Consider the following 21,035-nt stretch of genomic DNA (forward strand, 5'->3'; position numbering starts at 1 on the left):
AGAGGGATGGACGTCATGGAACGGATCGCGATCTTCACGACCGACGACGGTGGCGAGGTCGCCATCCAGGTCGCCGACGACGGCCTGATCCCGGTGACGTCCGACGCGGACGTCGAGGCCCAGCGCGAAGGCCTGACGCTGCGGGGCATCCCCGAGGGCGCGCTGGCCACCCGCGGCATCCCGAGCGGCCGTCTCGTGGAACGCGCCCAGCAGAGCCTCGACGACGTGCTCGCGCACGCACGTCCGGCGGTCTCAGCGCTGGTGCGACAGGTGCGCGCCCAGGAGGACGCTCCTGACGAGCTCGAAGTGGAGTTCGGCTTCCAAGTGAGTCTCGAGGTGGGGGCGTACATCGCCGCGGCCGGCTCGATGGCCAACTTCCGCGTGACGATGCGCTGGCTCGCCGACGGGAGGTGACGGAGCCGTGGACGCTGCGATGGAGCTCGAGATCAGCCAGGGCGCCGAGCCCGGGACGTACGTCGTCGAGGTGCTGCGATCCGTCGGGGGTGGCGAGCCCACGGCCACGTTCACGCTCGACGTCGATGAGCTGCTCGACCGTCGCCAGGCACTCGAGGACAGCGTGCTGTCGTCCTCCGTCGCGGCACGCCGGATCATGCCGGCGACGGAGGTCGCGATCCAGGGCGTCGGCCGCCTGCTCTTCGAATCCGTGTTCCGTGGCGAGGTCGAGACGGCGTACCGCACGAGCCTCGCGGTGGCATCCGATCGAGGATCCGGAGTGCAGATCGTGCTTCGGCTGACCGCCCCTGGCTTGGCGGCGCTGCCGTGGGAGGCGCTGTACGACCCCGAGACGGGCTCGTACCTCTGCCGCAAGGAGCCGTTGGTGCGATACGTCCCCGCGCCGTACTCCCCGCCGACGCTCGCCCTGACCCCGCCGCTGCGCGTGCTCTGCATGATCTCCTCGCCCCGTGGCCTCCCGTCGCTCGACGTCGAGGGAGAGAAGGAACTGCTCGAGCAGGCGCTGCGACCTCACCTCGACAGCGGGCGCGTGCAGGTCGAGTGGCTCGAGCAGGTGACCTGGTCGAGCGTGCACGACAGGCTGCTCGAGCACGAGTGGCACGTGCTGCACTTCATCGGGCACGGCACCTACGACACCGAGACGGACGAGGGCGTCCTCGCGTTCGTCGGGCGCGACGGGCGAGCCGACTACGTCGCCGCCTCGGCCCTCGCCGACCTGCTCGCCGAGGCGGAGCCCACGCCCAGGCTCGTCCTCCTCAACTCCTGCCGATCGGGCGCCGGTGGTGGGGACGACCTCTTCTCGGGCACCGCTGCGGCGCTCGTGCACAGCGGGATCCACGCGGTCGCCGCGATGCAGTTCTCCGTCAGCGACCCGGCCGCGATCGAGTTCGCTCGCGGCTTCTACGCCGCACTCGCGCACGGTCGCGGCATCGACGAGGCGGTTCGCAGCGGCCGCATCGGGATGCTCGGCGTCACGCGCGGCTCGCTCGAGTGGGTGACCCCGGTGCTCTACCTGCGCGGGGACGACACGCGGCTCTTCGATGTCGCGGCGACGTCGAAGACGATTCCGGTGCCCGCTGCGGGGTCCGTGCCGCCGACGCCGCCTCCCACCGCGCCGACACGCCCGGTTCCGCCCCCCGGCGCGGGAAGCCCCGACGCCATGCCGCCGATCCACTCCGCGGACACCGGGGACGTCCCCGCGACGCTGATCCCGATCGTGCGAACGGACGTCGCCGCCGCCGGCACAGCCCCGAGCAGGCCGATGCCCCCGCCGCCGCCCACCGACGCGCACGCCGTGCCGCCGACCGCGCCGGCGACGCCGCCGTCGCCACCACCTCCCCCACCGCCACCGCCGCCCTCCGGCGGTCCGGCCGTGCCACCGACGCCGCCACCGCCCCGCACGGACGACGAGACCCACACGACCCACGACGACGAGAAGCCGCGCCTCGCGCCCTGGCTCATCGTGCTCATCGTCGTCCTCGGACTCGTCATCGGCGGGGGCATCGTCTACGCCCTCGTGCCCAAGCCCGGTCCCTCGCCCGAGGGGAACGGAAGCCAGCCGACCGGCGAGCCCGCTCCCACACCGCGCGCGGTGGTCTCCGTGCCGGGAGCGGGGCCCGACGTCGTCACGGACCTCCAGTGCGCCGCGGGCGAGGTCGTCGCGATGTCGGCCACGGGGACGGTCGACCAGGACACGGCGGTGGGCGATCCCCTCTTCGGCCCCGAGGGTTACACGGGACCGCCGGCCGGGTACCGGGCGGTGTACCCGGAGTTCGCGCCGGGTGCCCTCGTGGGCGGCCTGCTCCCGGTGGACGGCACAGACCTCTTCGGCGGCTTCGCCGACGACGGCACCGGCACGTTCCGGGCCGAGTACACCTGCCCGGCCGCCGGGACCATCTGGCTCGGCGTCAACGACCCCGTGCTGTTCGACAACGCCGGAAGCTTCGACGTGTCCATCTGGTGACGTCGGCGGCGAGCGACCGCCATCGGGAGCCCGCTTCCCCCGCGCAGCAGCCCGGGCGTTCTACGATCGGGGAACAACGCCCAACGACGGAAGGTCGACATGCCCGCCTCGGCAGAACCCCGCGTGGCCCTCTACTTCGACTTCGACAACATCGTCATCTCGCGCTACGACCAGCTGCACGGCGACGGCGCGTATCGCAAGGACACCTCGCGCAGCAAGGCGCCCGCCTCGGGCACGCAGGCCGCGGGGCGCCTGGTCGAGGCCACGGTCGACGTCGACGCGGTGCTCGACTACGCGTCGACGTTCGGCACCATCGCGCTGGCCCGCGCGTACGCCGACTGGTCGACCCCGGTCAACGCGAGCTACCGCGGGCAGCTCATCGACCGCGCGGTCGACCTCGTGCAGCTCTTCCCGCTCGTGAAGTCGATGAAGAACGGCGCCGACATCCGCCTCGCGGTCGACGCCGTCGAGGACCTGTTCCGCCTCGACGGACTCACCCACATCGTCATCGTCGCGGGCGACTCCGACTACGTGCCGCTCGCGCAGAAGGCCAAGCGCCTCGGCGCCTACGTCGTCGGCATCGGCGTGGCGGGCGGCACCAGCCGGGCCCTCAGCGCCGCCTGCGACGAGTTCGCCGACTACGACGCGCTGCTGTCGACGGATGCCGCGGTCGACGAGGACGAGAACCCGCCCGCGTCGCCCGAGGCCGCGCCCGAGCCGGCATCGAAGCCGTCGCGCGGTCGGTCGAAGAAGGCGACGGATGCCGCGCCCGACGCCGCCCAATCGCCGAAGTCGGGCGGCGCGGCATCCGCACCCGCCGAGCCCACGCCGCCGGCCGCACCGCCGACGCGCAACCCCGGCCGCCTGCTGCTGAAGGCGCTCGAGCTGCTGCGCGCGCGGAACGACCAGGAGTGGCAGCCGTCGGGCGCCGTGAAGAACCAGATGCAGCGGATGGACCCGTCGTTCCAGGAGCGCAAGCTCGGGTTCGGCTCGTTCAGCGACTTCGTGAAATCGCGCGCCGGCGTCGTGGAGCTCGACGAGGCGGGGAACCGCATCCGGATCCGCCCGAAGAAGGGCTGACCCGGCTCGCGGCACGCGCCGGCGTGGTCAGCGCCGCGAGCGACGCCCGTCGGCGCCCGGCCCGTAGATCACGACGCCCGCGATCGGCACGAGCAGGAACCAGAGCCAGGACCACGCGAAGCTGCCCATGAAACCGGTGATGAAGAACAGCGCGACGGCGAGCAGCGGGACGAGCGCCATGATCGTGGCGCCGACGCGCCCGCCCAGCGCGCGGCTGCCCCCATCGACGGGTTCCGCGGCCCGGTAGGCCGCGCCGAAGCCCGAGGCCGGCTCCGGCGGCGGGGGCACCGGTCCCGGCGTCGCCGCGAGCGGCACCGCCTGCTCGGCCGCGGGCGACTCCGGCAGGTCGGCGAAGAGCGGCACGAGGTCGGCTCGGGTCACCGCGCGGCGCGCCGCCGCGGACCGCTCCCCGTACTCCTCGGTCGAGAGGCGGCCCTCCGCGTGCGCCTGTGCGAGCCCGCCGACCGCCTCCTCGCGCTCGGCGTCGCTGAGGCGCTGGTCGGGTCGTTCGGGGGACGTGTATCCGCTCATGCGTCCAGCGTGCCCGAATGCGGCCGAGCGGTGGAAGGGTTTCGGAGGATTCCTTCCGGCGGGCTGTGGTCTGACCACATGTGCTAGTGTGGTCAGACCACATCGGAGCGGGCGAGAGGAGCGAGCAGCATGGCCGCTGCGGCATCCCAGGCGCCCGAGGCATCCGACGCCCCCGCTGCCGTCGTGCCCGACACGCCCCGCGCCTGGCAGACCGTGCTCGAACACGTCGAGCGGCAGCTGCTCGAGGGCTCCCTCTCGGTCGGCGACCACCTCCCCGGCGAGCGCGCCCTCTCCGCAGAGCTCGGCGTCGGCCGGTCGAGCGTGCGCGAGGCGCTGCGCGTGCTCGAGGTGCTCGGCCTGATCCGCACGCAGACCGGGTCGGGCCCCACCGCGGGCGCCATCATCATCGCGACGCCCGGTGGCGGCATGAGCGCGCTCATGCGCCTGCAGGTCGCCGCACGCGGCTTCCCCGTCGCCGACATCGTGCGCACCCGACTCCTGCTCGAGACCTCGGTGGCGGGCGACCTCGCCGACGCCCCGCACGCCGACCTCGCCCCCGCCCGACGCCTGCTCGACGCCATGGACGTCCCCGGCCTGTCGCCGTCGGAGTTCCTCGCGCTCGACGCGGCCTTCCACCTGGCGCTCGCCGAGGCATCCGGCAACCAGGTGATCACCGCCACCATGGCCGGCCTGCGCAGCGGCATCGAGGGCTACGCGCTCGCGGGCCTCGCGAACATCGACGACTGGGGCGCGACGTCGGGCCGTCTTCGCCACGAGCACCGGGGCATCGTCGAGGCGATCGACGCAGCGGATGCCCCGGCCGCCCGCTCGCGCGTCCACGAGCACATCTCGGGCTACTACGCCGAGACCCTCCCCGACCCGACCTGACCCACCAGCAACGAGAGAGAGCGACACCATGGTGCAGCGCCAGTTCCCGAACCCCAAGGAGCTCGCCGAGCTCATGCGGTTCAAGAAGCCGACGACGAACCCCACCGACCGCCGGCTCGAGAAGGCCCTGACGATCTGGGACCTGCGCGACATCGCGAAGCGCCGCACGCCCAAGGCCCCGTTCGACTACACCGAGGGCGCCGCCGAAGGCGAGCTGTCGCTCGCACGCGCCCGCCAGGCGTTCCAGGACGTGGAGTTCCACCCGTCGATCCTGCGCAACGTGCCCGTGGTCGACACGACCCGTGAGGTGCTCGGCGGCCCGAGCGCGCTGCCGTTCGGCATCGCCCCCACGGGCTTCACGCGCATGATGCAGACCGAGGGCGAGATCGCCGGCGCCGGCGCCGCGGGCGCGGCGGGCATCCCGTTCACGCTCTCCACGCTCGGCACGACCTCGATCGAGGACGTGAAGGCCGCCAACCCCAACGGCCGCAACTGGTTCCAGCTCTACGTGATGCGCAAGCGCGAGATCTCGTACGAGCTCGCGAAGCGCGCGGCATCCGCGGGCTTCGACACGCTCTTCTTCACGGTCGACACTCCGGTCGCGGGCGCCCGCCTGCGCGACAAGCGCAACGGCTTCTCGATCCCGCCGCAGCTCACGCCAGGCACCATCATCAACGCGCTGCCGCGGCCCGCCTGGTGGATCAACTTCCTCACCACGCCGAAGCTCGAGTTCGCGTCGCTGTCGTCGACGGGCGGCACCGTCGGCGAGCTGCTCGACTCGGCGATGGACCCGACGATCTCGTTCGAGGACCTCGACATCATCCGCGAGATCTGGCCGGGCAAGATCGTCGTCAAGGGGGTGCAGACCGTCGAGGACGCGAAGCTCCTCGCCGATCGCGGCGTCGACGGCATCGTGCTCTCGAACCACGGCGGCCGCCAGCTCGACCGTGCGCCGATCCCGTTCCACCTGCTCCCGCACGTGGTGCGCGAGGTCGGGAACGACCTCGAGGTGCACGTCGACACCGGCATCCTGAACGGCGCCGACATCGTGGCATCCGTCGCCCTCGGCGCGCGCTTCACGCTCATCGGCCGCGCCTACCTCTACGGGCTCATGGCCGGCGGACGACGGGGCGTCGACAAGACCATCTCGATCCTGCGCACCGAGGTCGAGCGCACGATGAAGCTGCTCGAGGTGGCGACGCTCGACGAGCTCGGCCCCCAGCACGTCACGCAGCTCGCGCGGCTCCAGCCCATCGCGAAGCCGGTGGCGGATGCCGCGGAGGCCGCGGTCGCGTCGAAGCCCACGACCGTGCGCTCGCCGCGCGCCTCCTCGACCGCACGCACGGCGTCGAAGAACGGCGCGACGAAGGCCGCAGCCGCCAAGCCCGCCGCGTCGAAGCCCGCCAATCGGACCGTCACGAAGTAGACGGCACCCGGTCAAGTACCCGCTCCCCGTCCTGCGCATCCGTCGCGGGGCGGGGAGCGTTCCACGTCGGCCGGTAGCGCAGGAACCACAGCAGCATGAGCGCGGAGGCCACGAGGTAGAACCCGTGCAGCAGCCAGATCGGCCCGAACGGGAGCGAGAACACGTAGACCGAGTAGACGAGGTTGCCGAGGTTCGTGGTCGCGAGGTTGCCGAGGCTATACGACGAGAGGTCCCTGGTGCGCGCCGCCTTCAGCAGCATGGGCAGGTAGCTCATGACGAAGAGGCCGGTCGACACGACGCCGGCGAACACGGCGAGGTCCATGACACCGAAGCTAGGCTCCGCGATCGGCCACGGCATCGGGAGAATCCCCCATTCGGTCGCGCCGAACGGAGCCGGTCGGTGCGCCGTCAGGAGCGACGGCGGCGGCCGGCTAGCTCGACTCGCTTCGCGCGCCGCTGCAGGTCCTTCATGTCCTGCTTCGCCTGCTCCTTCTCGGTCGGCGTCGTCACGGCCTGCACGACGGTGTGCATGGCGACGGACTTGGCCATCTTCTGCACCTGCTTGGCCTGCTTGCGACGGCGCTTCAGCGTCTTCGCGCGGGCCTTCGCGCGTGCGTCCGCGTCGGTGTCCTTCGGCGTGGCCCTGGCCTTGCCGACGTCGCCGCTCGGGCCCATCCGCAGCGAGGCGCGCTCGAGCTGCGCCGACGCGCGAGCGGCCTGTCGAGCGGCACGACGTGGTGTCGCATCGCGGCCGGCCTCCGCTGCACGACGCGTCGTCGCGGCATCCGCCACGACGGCTTCGAACTTCGCCCGCGGGGCGCCCTTCGGCAGCTGCTTCGCGAGCTTGCCGGCCTCCTTCTCCGCCTTCCGGGCGGCGCGGATCGCCGACTTCGCCTGCTTCCGGTCGTCGCGCTCGGTCGTCGTGGCCATGTGAATCAGTCCCCGTCGATGAGCTCGAGCAGCTTCTTCGCGTCGTCGCGGATGTCGTCGTGGTCGAACTGGCCGGCGCGACTCTCGGCCGAGATCACGGCGCAGCGGTGCACCTTGGCGAAGTCGCCGTAGGGGAAGCTGTAGTGCCCCTTGGTGTCGCGGTCCATGTCGTCGTCGACCCCGAGGTGCCACTTGCTGTACTCGCCCCACCCGTGCTTCTCGATGAAGTCGTTCTCGTCCTGGGCGCTCGGCGCGTCCTCGCTCCAGGCGTCGCGCTCGTCGCGCACGACCTTGCCGTCGCGCACGAGCGAGCGGGCGTGCCGGATCCCGGTCTGGTTGAGCTTCACGGCCATCCGTCGGCTCCCTTCGTCGGATCGCGTTCGCGACGCGATCATTCCCGGTCTACGTGGCCGCGATTCCGGCGTCAACGGGTTGCGGGAACGCCTGGATGCAGGAAGAACCGGCCGACACGCGGCATCCGTCGACCGCGACACGCGGCGGATGCCACGATCTTCCTGCATTCGAGGGCGGCTCAGCCGCGGACGACCGCCGGCACGCCCGGGTCCGGGAGGTCGGCGTCGACGGGAAGGACGGTGGCCTCGGACGGGGCGCCCACGAAGCGCGCCGCGTCGGAGACGGCGGCGGCGAGCAGCGCGACGAGTCGATCGTCGGGGTCCGCGACGCACGCTCGTGCGATCCCGTCGACGGCGCCCGTCACGATGCCCCGGCACTGCCGCGTCGTCATGCCCGGACGACGTCCGCGGCCGATCTCGTCGATGAACCGGGCGGCCCACTCGTCGGCGGACGGGGCGACCTGGAGCGCGGACTCCGCGAGCTCCCGCGAGTCCGCGACGACCGCGTCGTCACGATCCGCGAGGACCTCGAGGGCGACGCGCAGCCCGACCGCCTGCGAGCGCTGGCGCTCCTCGGCGGCGATCGGCAGGGCGGCGCTCGCGGCCCGCACCGCGAGGAGCACGTCCAGCAGCGGGTCGTCGCTGGTCAGCCCGATCACGGTCGGAATGAGCGGCGTGAGCCTCGCGCGGGCCGGGTCGCTCGTTCGGTCGTTCACCAAGCGGGCGAGGTGCGCGAGCGTGCCGTTCGTGCAGGCGGGATGGTCGCTCCAGCGTTCGCCCGCGAGGTACGACGCGAACTCCATGAAGCAGGCCCCGCGCCGCGGTGAGTGGTGCCGGCCCGGGGAGAGGATCGGCATGACAACCGGGTGAACCATCGAGTCGCGCATGGGACCTCCCTCGCTCCCTCCACTGTGCGCTCGTCTCGGCCGGGATTCAAGGGGGCGGGACCGGATATCGCGCGCCGCGGCCGACTAGACCTCGATCGCGCCGCCGCGCTCGGTGAGGTGCCGGCGCAGGGTGAGCTCGGGGTCGGCCGCCTGCCGCGCGCGGTAGCCGGCGAAGTCGAGTTGGGCGCGCAGGCTCTCGCCACGGCGCATCCGGTCGGCTTGGGCCGTCTCGGTCCGCTGGATCGCGAGCGCGGTCTCGACGATGGCGTCGACGTGCACGGATGCCACGACGAGCACGCCGTCGTCGTCGGCGAACACGTGGTCGTCCTCCCCCACCGCGACGCCGTCGAGCACCGCGGAGGCCATGCGGCGACCGGCCGGCGGCACCCGCCGCGGACCGTACGGGCACGCGCCGAGGCTGAACACCGGGAGTCCGATCTCGCGCAGCTGCGCGGTGTCGCGGTGCAGGCCCCAGATCACCATCCCGGCGAGCCCTGCGCGCTCGGCCTCGAGCACCATGAGGTCGCCGACGCACGCCTCGTCGAGCCGTCCGCCGTTGTCGACGACCATGATCGCGCCGGGCGGCGCGTCGTCGATCGTCTCGAGCAGCACGTCGACGCTGCCGAGGTGCGTCACCGGACGCGCGGGCCCGGCGATCGGCGGGGTCGGCAGCAGGGGCCGGAGCGACACGGGCGCGAGCCGGGCCTCGACCCCGAGGCGGAGCGCGGCGTCGGCGACGGCGGCGGTGGGCGGCACGATCTCGGTGGGCATGCCGCGATGCTACTGAGCGAGCGCGTGGCGGCAAGGCCCGCGCCTGCCGCCCTCCGTCGGCTTCCCGCCATCGCCGCGCACGGACGATTCGCACGCGTTGCAGGAACAATCGGCCGACCTGCCGAGCGCGAGTCGCCCGCGAACGGGGTGTCGCGCAGAAGTTCCTGCGGTTCGTCGGGTCCGACGCCCGCACGAGGAGGGGCCGGGAGTCGAACCCCCGGCCCTTCGTGTCGCGAGCGACGTACGCTCCTACGCCTGCGCGTTCGCGGCCGCGAGCAGCTGCTCCACCTGCTCGCGCCCGAACGGCATGCCCGGGAACGACGCGAGGCGCCCGATCGGGAACGACGCCATCATCTTGAACATCGACGGGTCGGCCATGAGCGATCCGGCCGTCGAGTCGCCGCCGGCGGCGAGCGCCTGCTGGATGAGCTGCGACGCCACCGGGTGCGCGAGCACCTCGCCCATCGACGACTCGAGGTCCAGCGGCACGCGCACGGCCTCGCCCTCGACGTCGACCGACGCGGTCGAGCGGATGTCGCGGCTCGACGCCCCGACCTCGACCGCGTACGTTCCGGGCTCGACGACCCATGCGCCGATGCGCGTGTCCCAGTACGCCAGGTCCTCGCGGCGCACGTGGACCACGACCTCGCGCGACTCGCCCGCCGCGAGGGCGACCTTCGCGAAGGCCTTGAGCTCGCGCGGCGCGCGGACCACGGCCGAGCCGAGCAGCGAGGTGTACACCTGCACGACCTCGGAGCCGGCGCGGTCGCCGGTGTTCGTCACGGTCACGCGCGCGGTGAGGCCCGCGTCATCCGATTCGACCGTCGCGTCGCCGTAGGCGAACGACGTGTACGAGAGCCCGTGCCCGAACGGGAAGGCGACCTCGAGCTCGCGCGCGTCGTACCAGCGGTAGCCCACGAACAGGCCCTCGCCGTAGCGCACGTGCGAGTGCTCGCCCGGGAAGTCGAGGTACGCGGGGCTGTCGGCGAGCCGCACCGGGATGGTCTCGGCCAGCCGGCCCGACGGGTTCACGACGCCGTACAGCACGTCGGCGATCGCGCCGCCGCCGGCCTGTCCGAGCAGCCATCCCTCGACGATCGCGGGCGCCGTCGACGCCAGGTCGGTGAGGCGCACGACGCCGCCGTTCGAGAGCACGACGACGGTGCGGGGGTTCGCCGCCACGACCGCCTCGGCGAGCGCGAGCTGCGCCGCCGGCAGCTCGATGTCGTCGCGGTCGAAGCCCTCCGACTCGAGGGCGGCGGGCACGCCGAGGAACAGCAGCACCGTCTCGGCCGCGGATGCCGCGGCGACGGCGTCGGCGACGAGCTCGTCGGAGACCACGCCGTCGTCGGCGTACCCGGCCGCGAACGGCACCTCGGCACCGGCGAGCAGGCGGATCTCGTCGAGCGCGCTGTCGAGGCGCGTCGGGATGATCTGCGAGGATCCGGCGCCCTGGTAGCGCGGGGAGCGCGCGAGCTCGCCGATGACGGCCACGGATGCCCCGGCCGCGAGCGGCAGCACGGCGTCGTCGTTCTTCAACAGCACGATCGACGCGCCGCCGACCTCGCGGGCGAGCGCGTGGTGCGCGTCGGCGTCGTACCCGGCGGTCCCCGAGCCCGTCGAAGGGCCGGCCTCCGCCGACCCGGTCCCTGAGCCCGTCGAAGGGCCGGCGCCGCGCACGACCTTCTGCACGAGCTCGACGTTGCGGCGCGCCGCCTGGTCGAGCAGGCGCTCGTCGAGCACGCCCGATCGCACGGCCGCCACGAGCTCGGCGTCGGTGCGTCCGCCGCTCGCGGGCATCTCGAGGTCGAGACCGGCGGCGAGCCCGGTGACGCGCTCGTTGACGGCGCCCCAGTCCGAGACGACGAGGCCCTCGAAGCCCCACTCGTCACGCAGCACTGTCGTGAGCAGCCACGGGTCCTCCGACGTGTACACGCCGTTCAGGCGGTTGTACGAGCACATGACGGTCCACGGCTGCTCGTCCTCGACCACGCGCTGGAAGCCGCGCAGGTAGATCTCGCGCAGCGGGCGCTCGTCGATGTCGGCCGAGACGCGCATGCGATCGGCCTCCTGGTTGTTCGCCGCGAAGTGCTTGAGCGACGCGCCGACGCCCTGCGACTGCAGGCCGCGCACGAGCGCGGAGCCGAGCACGCCCGACACGAGTGGGTCCTCCGAGAGGTACTCGAAGTTGCGGCCGCAGAGCGGCGAGCGCTTGATGTTGATGCCGGGGCCGAGCAGCACGCCCACGTGCTCCGCGCGTGCCTCCTCGCCGAGGGCGACGCCGACGCGCTCGAGCAGCTCGGGGTCGAACGACGACCCGAGCGCGACGGCGGGCGGGAAGCACGTCGCGGGAACGCTGTCGCCGATGCCGAGGTGGTCGGCGTCCTCGCGCTGCTTGCGCACGCCGTGCGGCCCGTCGGTGAGCATGATGGCGGGGATGCCCGCGCGCTCCAGTGGCTTGGTGGTCCAGAAGTCGGCGCCGCTCGTGAGCGAGGCCTTCTCCTCGAGGGTGAGGTCGGCGACCACGTCGGCCGCGGTCCGGTCGATGGCGGATGCCGCGGCATCCGTCGTGGGGTCGAGGGTGTCGGTCATGGTGCTCCTTCGATTGCGGGTGCGGGGTCGGTGACGGCGGTCGGTGCCGCCGACGGTCGGGCCGGCGCGGAGCTCGCGCGCCGGAAGAGGGGCCTGCCGTAGTCCTTCGCGAGCAGGGTCGAGAACGCCCACCAGATCACGAGGGTCGCGCTCGCGCCGCCGATGACGCCGACGACGGCGTCCGAGAACCAGTGCGCGTTGATGAGCGTGCGCTGCCAGACCATGCCGACGACGACGAGGGTGCCGACGATCCACCACACGAGCCGCTTCGCGGGCGGGAGGATCGCGGCGACGGCGATGAGCAGGATGCCGGCGCTCACGGCGTGGCCCGACGGGAACGACCCGTGGTCGACCGAGAACAGCGGACCGTAGAGCTGGTTCGCGACGTCGTCGGCGGGTCGCGGACGATCGACGAGGTTCTTCGTGAGCTGCGAGACGACCATGGTGCCCGCGAGCTCGGCCGTGAGGAAGAACAGTGCCGAGCGCCAGCGCCGCACGATGAACAGCCACGCAGGGATGAGGAGCAGCGTCAGCACGGCGCCCGGCAGCTCGCCGAGGTACTGGAAGAACATGGGCACGACCCAGCTCACCTGGTCGAGCGCGCTCGCGCCCACGAGCCGGCGCCAGGCGTCGTCGAGCGGCTGGGTGAACGGCTGCTCGACGTCCTGGAACACCGCGAGGCCGAAGGCGACGAACACGGCCAGGCCGATGAGGCCGACGATGAGCAAGGCCGGCGGACGGGCCGGTCGCGACGGCGTCGACGCGACGGGAACACGCGCGCTCGCGGCATCCGCTATCACTTCACCGCCTTGATGGGCCAGACCGCGAGCGCACCGAGCACCGAGAGGGCGATGCCGACCGGGAAGAGCGCGGCGTAGCCGCCGAACGCGAGCACGATCGCACCGCCGACGGCCGGGGCGAGGGTCTGCGGGAGGGTCGCGGCGATGTTCACGACGCCGAGGTCCTTCGCGTACGAGTCCTTCGACGGCAGCACCTCGCTCATGAGGGCCTGGTCGACCGACTGGAACATGCCGAAGCCGATGCCGGCGACGATCGTGTAGACGAGCCAGCCTTCGAAGGTCGGGCTCACGAGCGGCACGACGAGGGCGAGGCCGACGAGCACCGACGACGCGAAGACGAAGATCTTCCGGCGTCCGAGCTTGTCGGAGAGGGGCCCGCCCACGAGCATGGCGGCGATCATGCCGACGAGGCCGACGAGGCCGAACAGCGGGATCGACGCGACGGCGGCGTCGCCGAGCCCCACGTAGTCCTGGAGGATGAAGAGCTGGTAGCCCGTCACCGCGAAGTAGCCCGTGTAGAGCAGCAGGCGGCCCGTGAAGGCCCAGAAGAAGTCGGGGTGCTTGACCGGGTTCACCCAGAACGTGCCGAGGAAGACCCGGAGCGAGAACGGCGGGTTCTGCTGGTCGCGGCTCGAGTGGTCGGGGTTGAACACGACGAAGAGCACGGTGACGACGAGCGCGAGGCCGGCGAGGCCGAGGTAGGCCGCGGGGATGCTCGACGCGAGCGCGGAGCCGGCGACCTGGCCGCCGAGCGCGCCGAGCATGGCGCCCATTCCGGCGAGCGCGGCGAAGGTGCCGCGGGCGGCGCGGGGAACGCGATCGGGCAGGATGGCGCTGAGCGGGCCCTGCGCGAAGTTGTAGGCGACCTGGACGATGGTCCAGGCGATGGCGATCTGGGCGATGCCGTTCGCGAGCGCCATGCCGACGAGGGCGAGACCGCCGATGAGCACGCCCGCGACCATCCACGGCGCGCGGCGTCCGAAGCGGTTGCGCGTGCGGTCGGAGATCATGCCGGCGACGGGCTGGGCGATCATCGCGGCGAACGCGCCGATGGTCGTCACGACCGCGAGGTTGGCGACCTTGTTCGCCGGGTCGATGCCGGTGATCTGCAGCGGCAGCAGCACGCCGGGGATGGCGCCCCAGAGGATGAAGATGGCGAGGTTGGCGGGGATGATCCAGCCGAGCAGCCGCTTGACGGAGCCGCGGACGAGGGGGCGGGGTTCGTCGGTGCCGTCGGGCTCGACGAGTGATGCAGGCGCTGACGTCGTCGTCATGGTGGGGGTCCTTTCGACGCCTCTTCGGTGAGGCGGTCCGCAAAACCATACATCGCTCGGTTTTCGTTTGCAACGGCGAGTCCGTAGCATGCAGGTATGGCACGCAGGGGTTCGTACGCGAAGGGCATCGCGAAGCGCGAGGAGATCCTCACCGCGGCGCTCGACGTGATCGCCCGCAACGGCTACCGCCGCACCTCGGTGCGCGAGCTCGCCGACGCGGTGGGACTCAGCCAGGCCGGCCTGCTGCACTACTTCTCGTCGAAGGAGGAGCTCTTCCAGGAGATCCTCCGCAAGCGCGACGAGGTCGACGCCCAGGCGTTCGAGGGCCTGAACGAGACGCCGATGGAGGGGTTCTTCGCCGTCATCCGGCACAACTCCGAGGTCCCCGGGCTCGTCCAGCTCTACGCGCAGGTGTCGACGGAGGCGGGCGACCCCGACCACCCCGCCCACGACTTCTTCGTCGAGCGCTACGAGCAGTTCCGCGCGATGTTCTCGCAGCTCCTGCGCGACGAGCAGGCCGCGGGCCGCATCGACCCCGGGCTCGACCCCGAGCGCCTCGCGAACCTGTTCCTCGCCGCCGCCGACGGCCTGCAGACCCAGTGGATGCTCGACCCGTCGATCGACATGGCCGAGCACGTCGCCTACCTCTGGCAGCTCGTCACGCGGGCCTGAGCGGATGCCGCGCCGCAGCCTCGACTCCGCCGAAGTGCGACGACACAACCTCGGCCTCGTCGCCACCACGCTCGCCCGGCTCGGACCGCGCTCGCGCAGCGAGCTCGCCGACGCGACCGGACTCACCCGCGGCGCGGTGACGAGCCTCGTCGGCGCACTCGTGGACGCCGGGCTCGTGCGCGAGGCCGCCTCGGTCGCGGCAGAGGGCCGCGGTCGTCCGCGCACACTGCTCGAGCTCACGGGCGACGACCTCGCGCTCGTCGCGGCCGCAGTCGACGCCGATCACGTCACCGCGGTCGCCTCGACGCTGTCGTCGCAGCGCCTCGCCGACCACCGGCGGCGGCACGGCCGGCCGATGGGCGATCCGGCACCCGTCGCCGACGCGCTCGCCGCGGTGATCGCCGACACGCTCGACGACCTCCGCGCGTCGGGCCGACGGGCGGTCGCGCTCACGGTCATCGCGTACGCGCCGGTCGGCGGGGACCCGCCCGTCGTGCTCGCCGACACCGACCTCGCGTGGGGACAGGTCGACCTCGTCGGACTGCTGCGCGAGCGGCTGCCCGACCTCGACCCGACGCTCGCGGGCGGCATCCGCCTGGTGCCCGACGCGACGGTCGCGGCGCTCGCCGAGCACGCGGCCCAGGGCTCCCCCGCCGACCTGCTCTACCTGAAGAGCGACTCGGGCATCGGCGGCGCGCTCATCGCGGGTGGCGAGCTGGTGACAGGCGCGCACGGCATCGCGGGCGCACTCGGGCACCTGCCGATCGTCGCCGACGGCGTCGCCTGCGAGTGCGGCCAACGCGGATGCCTCGTCACGGTGGCCGGCCCCGACGTCGTGCTGGCCGCGGCCGGCCTCGACGCGCTCGCACACACCGACGGCCTCGATGCCGCACTCGTCGAGCTCGTGCAGCGCGTGCGCACGGGCGAGCCGCTGGCCGCAGCCGCGTGGGACGACGCCGCGGCGTGGATCGCGCGGGCGATGCAGGTCCTCGCCATGGCGACGGATCCCGGGCGCATCGTCGTGGGCGGCTACTGGGCCGAGCTGGCCGACGACCTCGCCGTGCGCTTCGCGGCGAACCGCCCGCGGGTCGACGGCCGCGGGCTCGACGGCCCGGCCGTCGTGCCGAGCGCGTTCGGCACGGACGCGCCCATGGTGGGGGCCGAACGGGCCATGCGCATCGCGGTGCTCGAGGACCCGCTCGCGCTCACGGCGCCAACGAGTTCTTAGTTCACGACTTGAACTTTTTCGTGAGCGGGGTCACAATGATCCCGAACAACGCTCGGTATTCGGATGCCGCGTGCGCCGCGGCCCCCCGCCGCATCGCACGACCGCCTCCGGTCCGGCCGAACGACCGCTCGACGAAGAGGAGTCCCGTTGTCCCTGTCCCCCGCCCCGGCCGGCGACCCCGCCGCCGCCATCGCCCCCACCGGCGCGATCAGCTCCACCGGTCCGATCGCCGGCGAGCCGCCGCAGAGCCCGCCGCCCACGCGGTCGCTGCTGCCCTCGATCCTCGTCGCGTCGCTCGCCCTGTTCGCCACCTACGCCGGCCTCATCGCCGTGCTCCTCCCGAACCAGGTCGCCCTGCTCGACGATGAGAACAAGGTCGGCAACCTCGCGATGGTGACCACGGTCTCGTTCGTGTTCACGCTCTTCGCGCAGCCGATCGTCGGCGCGTTCAGCGACCGCACCCGCTCGCGTCTCGGCCGACGCGCGCCGTGGATGCTCGGGGGCGCGATCATCGGCGGCGCCTTCCTCATGGGGCTGGGCTCGCTCACCTCGCTCGTGTGGATCACGGTGTTCTGGGTCGTCATCCAGGTCGCGCTGAACGCCCTCCAGGGCCCGCTGACGGCGATCACGCCCGACCGCTTCCCGCGCGAGCGACGCGGTGCGGCCAGCGCGATGGCCGGCGTCGGCATGCAGGTCGGCTCGACCATCGGCATCATGGCCGCGGGCGCGCTCGCGGCGAGCGTCGGCATCGGCTACACCGCCTTCGGTGTAGCGGTCATCGTCGTCGCGATCGTGTTCGTGCTCGTCAACCGCGACTGGTCCTCGAAGGACGCGAGCATCGAGCCGTGGAGCTGGAAGGCGTTCCTCGCCGGCTTCTGGATCGATCCGAGGCGCCACCCCGACTTCGCCTGGGCGTTCGCGGCCCGGTTCCTGTTCATCCTCGGCTACTTCGTCGTCACGGCGTTCCAGCTCTACATACTCACCGACTACATCGGCCTCAGCCTCGACGAGGCGAACGGCGCCATCGGCACGCTCGCGCTTGCCGCGGTCGTTCCCACCCTTTTGGCGATCGTGCTCGCGGGCTGGTGGAGCGACCGCGCCGGCCGCCGCAAGGTCTTCATCTACGCGGCATCCGCGGTCATGGTCGCGGCGCTGGCGGTGCCGCTCGTCATGCCGAACCTCACCGGCATGATCGTCATGAGCGTCGTGAACGGCGTGGGCTTCGGCCTCTACATGGCCACCGACACCGCGCTCATGACCGAGGTGCTGCCCGGCGGCGGCGCGGCCGCGGGCAAGGACCTCGGCATCCTCAACGTCGCCACGAACATCCCGCAGGCGATGAGCCCGGCGATCGCGGGCCTCATCATCGCGTCGTTCGGCGGCTACCCGATGCTGTTCGTCTTCGGTATCGTCGCGGTGGTCGCCGCGGCGCTCGTCCTCATCCCCATCAAGAGCGTCCGTTAGGAGCATCACCGTGACCCAGACCAGCACCGAGACCCTCGTCGAGGTCGACACCCGGGCGGGCCGCGTCCGCGGCCGGTGGCGGGCGGCGTTCCCTGAGCCCGTCGAAGGGGCGGCGCCGGTCGACGGGGCCGCGGGCCACCGCTCGGCGGCCTTCCTCGGCGTCCCGTTCGCCGAGCCGCCGGTCGGCGAGCTCCGGTTCGCGGCGCCGGCGCCGAAGGCACCCTGGGACGGCGTGCTCGACGCCCTCGAGTTCGGCGCGACCGCGCAGCGCGGCGACCCCGGCGTGACGCTCATCCCCGAGCCGTCGGTGCCGGGCGAGTCGACGCTCAACGTCAACGTCTTCACGCCGTCCCCCCTGGAGGCGGAGCCGGGCGAGGCGCTCCCGGTGCTGGTCTGGATCCACGGCGGCGGGTACTTCGCGGGGTCGCCCGCGAGCCCCTGGTACGACGGGCGCGCCTTCAACCGCGACGGGGTCGTCACCGTGACGATCTCCTACCGGCTCGGCTTCGACGGGTTCGGCTGGATCTCCGACGCGCCGATGAACCGCGGCGTGCTCGACTGGCTGCTCGCGCTCGAGTGGGTGCGCGACAACATCGCGGCGTTCGGTGGCGATCCCGGCCGGGTCACGATCGCCGGCCAGTCGGCCGGCGGCGGGGCGGTGCTCACGCTGCTCGGGATGCCGCGCGCCCAAGGCCTGTTCCACGGCGTCTACGCGATCTCGGGCGCCACCGCCGACGTCGCCGCCGATCGCGCTGAGCGCATCGGCCGCCGGGTCGCCGAGCTCGGCGGCGTGGAGCCGACCCGCGCCGGACTCTCGACGCTCGATCCCGACCGGATCATCGAGCTGCAGCAGCAGGCGACCCGGCCCGACGGCGACGACGCCTCCCAGCTCGGCGCCCTGCTCGAGGACGGCCTGACGCTCGGACCGGCCGTCGACGGCGACCTCATCCCGCGCCCGACGCGCGAATCCATCGCGGCCGGCGTCGGCGCAGGCATCCCGCTCGTGCTCGGCGCCACCGACGACGAGTTCACGATGGCGTTCACGCCCGCGAAGGCCAAGCTGCGCTGGGTCCCCGCCGGCCTCGCGCTCCGCCGCATGGGCATGCCGACGGCGACCCGGAAGGCGTGGCTCGCCGCGAACCGCGACGTGCGGTCGCGGGGCACCGCGTTCGTGCTCGGGCGCTACGTCACCGACCGGGTCTTCCGCACGACCGTTCCGCAGGTCGCGAGCCTGCGCGCGGATGCCCCGACCTGGGTGTACCGCTTCGCGTGGCGGTCGCCGGAATTCGCGGCATCCGTGCACTGCCTCGACGTGCCGTTCTTCTTCGACTGCCTCGACTCGGAACGCGTGGAGCCGCTCGCCGGGCCGAATCCGCCGCAAGCGCTCGCCGATTCCGTGCACGCGGCCGCCGTCGCGTTCGTCACGCGAGGGAACCCGGGGTGGGCGCGGTGGACCGATTCGGCACGGGTCATCCGCGTCTGGGACGACCCGGACATCGTCGACGCACGCGACGGCTACGCGGAGGTCTCGGCACTGCTCGACGCCTGACCCCCTGAACGGGGTACGTGACCGGCGGTGATGCGCGGTTGCATGCTTGCGACATGACGAACGTCGGCGAGACATCCGTTCCCACGTCGACCGGCCCGCTGGGCGTCCATCGGGAGCACTCCACCCTCGTCCTCGAACACCTCGTGGCCCACGGCAGTGCCACGCGCAGCGAACTCGCCCACGCGACGGGCCTCGGACGCGGGGCGATCGCCGGACTCACGGCCCGACTCATCGAAGCGGGCATCGTGCGACCGGTCGAGCATGATCCCACGGGCGACGGGCGGTCGACCCCGCTCTCGCTCGCCGCAGGCGACCACGTGGTCGTCACGAGCGTGCTCCGCGTCGACGAGGCGGTGGCGACGGTCGCCAGCCTGTCGGGCGACGAGCTCGCCCGGTTCGACGTCGCGATCGTGGTGGTCGACGACGAGCCCGCCCCCGTCGACGCCCCGCCCATGCCACCGGCGCCGCCGGCCTCGGCCCTCGCCCTCGACGCGAACGGCATCGCCCTGGCGCGAGCCCTCGGCTGGGCCGAGCGCGCCGAGCGCCCGATCGCCGACGTCACCGTGCTCGTCGACGGTGCGGTCGCGGGCACGCCGCCCGTGGTCGTGAACGACGGCAGGCTCGGCCCCGAGCCGGTCGACGTGCTCGGCGAGCTGCGCGCCCGCGTCCCGGGCCTCGCGCCGGTCGAGCCGTCGCTCCTCCTGCCCCTCACGCTGCAGTCGGCCGCCGTCGCGGCCGCGGTGGCCGAGCACGCCGAACTGCCCGGCGTCGACGACGTGCTCTACGTCTCGGGCGACACGGGCGTGACGGCGGCGGTCGTCGCGGGCGGTGTCCCGCTGCTCGGCGCACACGGGCTCGCCGCGACGTTCGGGCACCTGCCCGTGCTGCAGGACGGCGTGCGCTGCGAATGCGGTCAGCGCGGATGCCTCGTCACGGTCGCGTCGCCCGACGTCGTGCTCGAGCGGGCCGGACTCGACCACCTCGCGGCGACGCGCGGCCGCACGGCGGCGCTCGAGGAGCTCGTGACGCGCATCGCGGCCGCCGAGGACCGGTCGCGCTGGTCGTGGCTCGACGCCGCGCACTGGATCGGCCGCGCGCTGCAGCTCGTCGCCCCGACCGTGGATCCCGCGGTCGTCGTGGTCGGCGGCTACTGGGGCCGACTCATCGCCGACATCGACACCGCGTATCGCTCGAACCGCCCTGCGATCGGCGGCGGCGCGCTCGAGGCGATCCCCCTCATCGCGGCGGCGCGCGTCGGACCCGACGCCGCCCTCGTGGGTGCGCGCTGGCAGGCACGCGAGCGGCTGCTCGCCGAGCCGCTCCTGCTGGCCGGCTGAATCGCCGCGAACGCGTCAGGTGCGCGAGCGCCCGGCCGAGCCGCTGTTGTTCGCGGGCTGCGGGCGGCGCCCGAACAGCGACGTGAGCCCCCAGCCGGTCACCCGCAGCATCGCCTCGATCACGATCGCCGGACTCATCTTCGAGCTACCGAGCTTGCGCTCGACGAACGTCACGGGCACCTCGACGACCGTGAGGCCCGCCTCGCGGGCGTGCCAGAGCATGTCGACCTGGAACCCGTAGCCCCGCGTGTGCACGTCCTCGAGCCGGATGCGGCGGAGCGCGTCGGCGCGGAAGGCCCGGTACCCGGCCGTGGCGTCACGAGTGTCCAGCCGCAGCACCATCCGCGCGTAGGCACTCCCCCACCGCGACAGCAGCTCGCGGTGGCGCGGCCAGTTCTCGATGGACCCGCCCGGGATCCATCGAGAGCCGATGACGAGGTCGGCGCCGCCCGCGGCATCCGTCGGCTCGAGCGCCGCGAGCAGGCGCGGCAGCTGCTCGGGCAGGTGCGACCCGTCGGCGTCGAGCTGCACGATCGGGTCGAATCCGCGCTCGAGCGCCCAGCGGAACGCCTCGAGGTAGGCGGCGCCCAGGCCGTCCTTCGCGCTCCGGTGCAGCACGTGCACGGCGACGTCGGCGGCGGCGAGCCCGTCGGCGAGCTCGCCCGTGCCGTCGGGCGAGCTGTCGTCGACCACGAGCACGGATGCCTCGGGCACGGCCCCGCGCACGCGGGCGATCGTGTCGGCGAGGCTCTCGCGCTCGTTGTAGGTCGGGATCACGACGAGTGTGCCGGCCATTCGCTCCCTCACCTCGGCGGG

Annotated in this window: 20 protein-coding genes; 10 read left to right on the forward strand and 10 right to left on the reverse strand. The window is 72.9% G+C overall.

The features are described from left to right. Positions 1-15: 15 nt before the first annotated feature. The 3 genes from ACFVN5_RS00705 (at position 16) to ACFVN5_RS00715 (ending at position 3,517) form a co-directional block, all read left to right on the forward strand. On the forward strand, positions 16-414 hold the full coding sequence (locus ACFVN5_RS00705; RefSeq protein WP_376952708.1) for a CU044_2847 family protein: 399 nt from the start codon (positions 16-18) through the stop codon (positions 412-414). Between the two features lie 7 nt (positions 415-421). Continuing rightward, positions 422-2,437 carry a CHAT domain-containing protein gene (locus ACFVN5_RS00710; protein ID WP_376952709.1) on the forward strand — a complete coding sequence of 672 codons (2,016 nt, stop codon included), beginning with the start codon at positions 422-424 and terminating at the stop codon, positions 2,435-2,437. 99 nt (positions 2,438-2,536) lie between these two features. Continuing rightward, positions 2,537-3,517: an NYN domain-containing protein gene (locus ACFVN5_RS00715; RefSeq protein ID WP_376952710.1), complete on the forward strand. Its 981-nt coding sequence runs from the start codon at positions 2,537-2,539 to the stop codon at positions 3,515-3,517. A gap of 27 nt (positions 3,518-3,544) precedes the next feature. Here the strand turns inward: ACFVN5_RS00715 and ACFVN5_RS00720 are convergent, their stop codons facing one another. Then, entirely contained in the window at positions 3,545-4,048 is a 504-nt protein-coding gene (locus ACFVN5_RS00720; RefSeq protein ID WP_376952711.1) for a DUF1707 domain-containing protein, read from the reverse strand. Between the two features lie 129 nt (positions 4,049-4,177). Between ACFVN5_RS00720 and ACFVN5_RS00725 the strand changes: the two genes are divergently transcribed. Together ACFVN5_RS00725 and ACFVN5_RS00730 are read left to right on the forward strand one after the other, a co-directional pair. Continuing rightward, positions 4,178-4,936 (forward strand): FadR/GntR family transcriptional regulator, encoded by a 759-nt coding sequence (locus ACFVN5_RS00725; RefSeq protein WP_376952713.1) that lies wholly within the window; start codon positions 4,178-4,180, stop codon positions 4,934-4,936. 28 nt (positions 4,937-4,964) lie between these two features. Further along, on the forward strand, positions 4,965-6,362 hold the full coding sequence (locus ACFVN5_RS00730; RefSeq protein WP_376952714.1) for an alpha-hydroxy-acid oxidizing protein: 1,398 nt from the start codon (positions 4,965-4,967) through the stop codon (positions 6,360-6,362). On the opposite strand, the gene ACFVN5_RS00735 is transcribed toward ACFVN5_RS00730, so the two are convergent. The 8 genes from ACFVN5_RS00735 to ACFVN5_RS00770 all read right to left on the reverse strand — a co-directional run bounded on the left by ACFVN5_RS00735 (position 6,352) and on the right by ACFVN5_RS00770 (position 13,969). Next, positions 6,352-6,684: a hypothetical protein gene (locus ACFVN5_RS00735; protein ID WP_376952715.1), complete on the reverse strand. Its 333-nt coding sequence runs from the start codon at positions 6,682-6,684 to the stop codon at positions 6,352-6,354. The two genes, ACFVN5_RS00730 and ACFVN5_RS00735, sit on opposite strands and share 11 nt — an antisense overlap. An 86-nt stretch (positions 6,685-6,770) precedes the next feature. After that, the gene (locus tag ACFVN5_RS00740; protein WP_376952716.1) at positions 6,771-7,292 is read right to left on the reverse strand and encodes a hypothetical protein; all 522 of its coding nucleotides are present in this window, start codon (positions 7,290-7,292) and stop codon (positions 6,771-6,773) included. Positions 7,293-7,297: 5 nt separating this feature from the next. Continuing rightward, positions 7,298-7,645, reverse strand: a complete 348-nt coding sequence (locus ACFVN5_RS00745; RefSeq protein WP_376952717.1) for a hypothetical protein — start codon at positions 7,643-7,645, stop codon at positions 7,298-7,300. A gap of 179 nt (positions 7,646-7,824) precedes the next feature. Next, positions 7,825-8,502, reverse strand: coding sequence for a hypothetical protein (locus tag ACFVN5_RS00750; RefSeq protein WP_376952718.1), 678 nt, complete (start codon positions 8,500-8,502; stop codon positions 7,825-7,827). 114 nt (positions 8,503-8,616) lie between these two features. Then, positions 8,617-9,303 carry an RraA family protein gene (locus tag ACFVN5_RS00755; protein ID WP_376952719.1) on the reverse strand — a complete coding sequence of 229 codons (687 nt, stop codon included), beginning with the start codon at positions 9,301-9,303 and terminating at the stop codon, positions 8,617-8,619. 249 nt (positions 9,304-9,552) lie between these two features. After that, a complete protein-coding gene (locus tag ACFVN5_RS00760; protein ID WP_376952720.1) occupies positions 9,553-11,895 on the reverse strand; it encodes a glycoside hydrolase family 3 C-terminal domain-containing protein in 2,343 nt (780 codons plus the stop codon). Then, the gene (locus ACFVN5_RS00765; protein WP_376952721.1) at positions 11,892-12,695 is read right to left on the reverse strand and encodes a phosphatase PAP2 family protein; all 804 of its coding nucleotides are present in this window, start codon (positions 12,693-12,695) and stop codon (positions 11,892-11,894) included. The genes ACFVN5_RS00760 and ACFVN5_RS00765 overlap by 4 nt, the downstream gene beginning before the upstream one ends. Continuing rightward, positions 12,692-13,969: an MFS transporter gene (locus ACFVN5_RS00770; RefSeq protein WP_376952722.1), complete on the reverse strand. Its 1,278-nt coding sequence runs from the start codon at positions 13,967-13,969 to the stop codon at positions 12,692-12,694. Before ACFVN5_RS00770 ends, ACFVN5_RS00765 begins: the two co-directional genes overlap by 4 nt. Before the next feature lie 96 nt (positions 13,970-14,065). Between ACFVN5_RS00770 and ACFVN5_RS00775 the strand changes: the two genes are divergently transcribed. The 5 genes from ACFVN5_RS00775 to ACFVN5_RS00795 all read left to right on the forward strand — a co-directional run bounded on the left by ACFVN5_RS00775 (position 14,066) and on the right by ACFVN5_RS00795 (position 20,219). Beyond that, entirely contained in the window at positions 14,066-14,641 is a 576-nt protein-coding gene (locus tag ACFVN5_RS00775; RefSeq protein ID WP_376952723.1) for a TetR/AcrR family transcriptional regulator, read from the forward strand. A gap of 34 nt (positions 14,642-14,675) precedes the next feature. After that, on the forward strand, positions 14,676-15,869 hold the full coding sequence (locus ACFVN5_RS00780) for an ROK family protein (protein WP_376952724.1): 1,194 nt from the start codon (positions 14,676-14,678) through the stop codon (positions 15,867-15,869). Positions 15,870-16,016: 147 nt separating this feature from the next. Then, positions 16,017-17,333 (forward strand): MFS transporter, encoded by a 1,317-nt coding sequence (locus tag ACFVN5_RS00785; RefSeq protein ID WP_376952725.1) that lies wholly within the window; start codon positions 16,017-16,019, stop codon positions 17,331-17,333. Positions 17,334-17,343: 10 nt separating this feature from the next. Then, complete coding sequence (locus tag ACFVN5_RS00790) at positions 17,344-18,882, forward strand: carboxylesterase/lipase family protein (protein ID WP_376952726.1); 1,539 nt, start codon at positions 17,344-17,346, stop codon at positions 18,880-18,882. 53 nt (positions 18,883-18,935) lie between these two features. After that, positions 18,936-20,219 carry an ROK family protein gene (locus tag ACFVN5_RS00795; protein ID WP_376952728.1) on the forward strand — a complete coding sequence of 428 codons (1,284 nt, stop codon included), beginning with the start codon at positions 18,936-18,938 and terminating at the stop codon, positions 20,217-20,219. Positions 20,220-20,234: 15 nt separating this feature from the next. Here the strand turns inward: ACFVN5_RS00795 and ACFVN5_RS00800 are convergent, their stop codons facing one another. Further along, positions 20,235-21,014: a polyprenol monophosphomannose synthase gene (locus tag ACFVN5_RS00800; protein WP_376952730.1), complete on the reverse strand. Its 780-nt coding sequence runs from the start codon at positions 21,012-21,014 to the stop codon at positions 20,235-20,237. Positions 21,015-21,035 lie beyond the last annotated feature (21 nt).

This window comes from Agromyces sp. NPDC057865 (genome assembly GCF_042796995.1).
Taxonomy (GTDB): domain Bacteria; phylum Actinomycetota; class Actinomycetes; order Actinomycetales; family Microbacteriaceae; genus Agromyces.